The following is a 3,133-nucleotide window of genomic DNA, read 5'->3' on the forward strand; positions in this document are numbered from 1 at the left end:
TTCAAAACTAGATAACATTCATGTAGTATGCATATTGGATTTAATCCAGCTCCAGCGACTAGAATTTCCGGTCGTTTCGCACCTTCCTGTGAGGCAAATAACGCCTCTACGTCAGGAGCTCCAACGCCCTGCAATTCTGAGCGAGTCGCTTACGCTTTTTGTTTGGTTAAGTCCTCGATCTATTAGTATTCGTCAGCTCCACGTGTCACCACGCTTCCACCTCGAACCTATCAACCTGATCATCTTTCAGGGATCTTACTAGCTTAACGCTATGGGAAATCTCATCTTGAGGGGGGCTTCATGCTTAGATGCTTTCAGCACTTATCCCTTCCGCACATAGCTACCCAGCTATGCCCTTGGCAGAACAACTGGTACACCAGCGGTGCGTCCATCCCGGTCCTCTCGTACTAAGGACAGCTCCTCTCAAATTTCCTACGCCCACGACGGATAGGGACCGAACTGTCTCACGACGTTCTGAACCCAGCTCGCGTACCGCTTTAATGGGCGAACAGCCCAACCCTTGGGACCGACTACAGCCCCAGGATGCGATGAGCCGACATCGAGGTGCCAAACCTCCCCGTCGATGTGGACTCTTGGGGGAGATAAGCCTGTTATCCCCGGGGTAGCTTTTATCCGTTGAGCGATGGCCCTTCCATGCGGAACCACCGGATCACTAAGCCCGACTTTCGTCCCTGCTCGACTTGTAGGTCTCGCAGTCAAGCTCCCTTATGCCTTTGCACTCTACGAATGATTTCCAACCATTCTGAGGGAACCTTTGGGCGCCTCCGTTACTTTTTAGGAGGCGACCGCCCCAGTCAAACTGCCCACCTGACACTGTCTCCCGGGTCGATAAGACCCGTAGGTTAGAATTTCAATACAGCCAGGGCGGTATCCCACCAGCGCCTCCACCGAAGCTAGCGCTCCGGCTTCAAAGGCTCCCGCCTATCCTGTACAAGCTGTACCAAAATTCAATATCAGGCTACAGTAAAGCTCCACGGGGTCTTTCCGTCCTGTCGCGGGTAACCTGCATCTTCACAGGTACTATAATTTCACCGAGTCTCTGGTTGAGACAGTGCCCAAATCGTTACACCTTTCGTGCGGGTCGGAACTTACCCGACAAGGAATTTCGCTACCTTAGGACCGTTATAGTTACGGCCGCCGTTTACTGGGGCTTCAGTTCAGAGCTTCGCTTGCGCTAACCCCTCTCCTTAACCTTCCAGCACCGGGCAGGTGTCAGCCCCTATACTTCGCCTTACGGCTTCGCAGAGACCTGTGTTTTTGCTAAACAGTCGCTTGGGCCTATTCACTGCGGCTTTCCGTTAAGAAAGCACCCCTTCTCCCGAAGTTACGGGGTCATTTTGCCGAGTTCCTTAACCAGAGTTCTCTCGCACACCTTAGGATTCTCTCCTCGCCTACCTGTGTCGGTTTGCGGTACAGGCACCTTTTATCTCGCTAGAAGCTTTTCTTGGCAGCGGGGAATCAAAGACTTCGCTCCATAAGGAGCTTCCCCATCACAGCTCAGCCTTCGCGGTAAGCGGATTTGCCTACTTACCAGCCTAACTGCTTGGACGTGCACAACCAATCGCACGCTTCTTCTATCCTTCTGCGTCCCTCCATTGCTCAAACGATAAAGAGGTGGTACAGGAATATCAACCTGTTGTCCATCGCCTACGCCTGTCGGCCTCGGCTTAGGTCCTGACTAACCCTGAGCGGACGAGCCTTCCTCAGGAAACCTTAGGCATTCGGTGGACGGGATTCTCACCCGTCTTTCGCTACTCATACCGGCATTCTCACTTCTAAGCGCTCCACCAGTCCTTACGATCTGACTTCACAGCACTTAGAACGCTCCCCTACCACTGATACCATAGGTATCAATCCGCAGCTTCGGTGGTGTATTTAGCCCCGGTACATTTTCGGCGCAGAGTCACTCGACTAGTGAGCTATTACGCACTCTTTAAATGGTGGCTGCTTCTAAGCCAACATCCTAGTTGTCTAAGCAACTCCACATCCTTTTCCACTTAATACACACTTTGGGACCTTAGCTGGCGGTCTGGGCTGTTTCCCTTTTGACTACGGATCTTATCACTCGCAGTCTGACTCCCAAGGATAAGTCATTGGCATTCGGAGTTTGACTGAATTCGGTAATCCGATGAGGACCCCTAGTTCAATCAGTGCTCTACCTCCAAGACTCTCACACTTGAGGCTAGCCCTAAAGCTATTTCGGGGAGAACCAGCTATCTCCAGGTTCGATTGGAATTTCTCCGCTACCCACACCTCATCCCCGCACTTTTCAACGTGCGTGGGTTCGGGCCTCCATTCAGTGTTACCTGAACTTCACCCTGGACATGGGTAGATCACCTGGTTTCGGGTCTACGACCACGTACTAAACGCCCTATTCAGACTCGCTTTCGCTACGGCTCCGCCTCTTCAGCTTAACCTCGCACGGGATCGTAACTCGCCGGTTCATTCTACAAAAGGCACGCCATCACCCGTTAACGGGCTCTGACTATTTGTAGGCACACGGTTTCAGGATCTCTTTCACTCCCCTTCCGGGGTGCTTTTCACCTTTCCCTCACGGTACTGGTTCACTATCGATCACTAGGTAGTATTTAGCCTTGGGAGATGGTCCTCCCGGATTCCGACGGAATTTCACGTGTTCCGCCGTACTCAGGATACATTCAAGAGGGAACGAAGTTTCAACTACAGGGTTGTTACCTTCTATGACGAGCCTTTCCAGGCTGCTTCGTCTACCTCGTTCCTTTGTAACTCCGTATAGAATGTCCTACAACCCCAAGAGGCAAGCCTCTTGGTTTGGGCTAGATTCCGTTTCGCTCGCCGCTACTCAGGAAATCGCATTTGCTTTCTCTTCCTCCAGGTACTTAGATGTTTCAGTTCCCTGGGTCTGTCTTCTTTACCCTATGTATTCAGATAAAGATACCATACCATTACGTATGGTGGGTTTCCCCATTCGGAAATCTCCGGATCAAAGCTTACTTACAGCTCCCCGAAGCATATCGGTGTTAGTCCCGTCCTTCATCGACTCCTAGTGTCAAGGCATCCACCGTGCGCCCTTTCTAACTTAACCAAAATTAAAAAAATATGAGCTACACTGTTATCTAGTTTTCAAAGAACA

General features: G+C 51.2%; 1 rRNA gene. It reads right to left on the bottom strand.

The features are described from left to right. Window positions 1-162 precede the first annotated feature (162 nt). Window positions 163-3,085 (bottom strand): 23S ribosomal RNA (locus V7024_RS05360). Window positions 3,086-3,133: the final 48 nt, after the last annotated feature.

Origin of the sequence: Bacillus sp. JJ864, assembly GCF_036963045.1 — a bacterium.
Taxonomy (GTDB): Bacteria; Bacillota; Bacilli; order Bacillales; family Bacillaceae_G; genus Bacillus_A; species Bacillus_A pseudomycoides_C.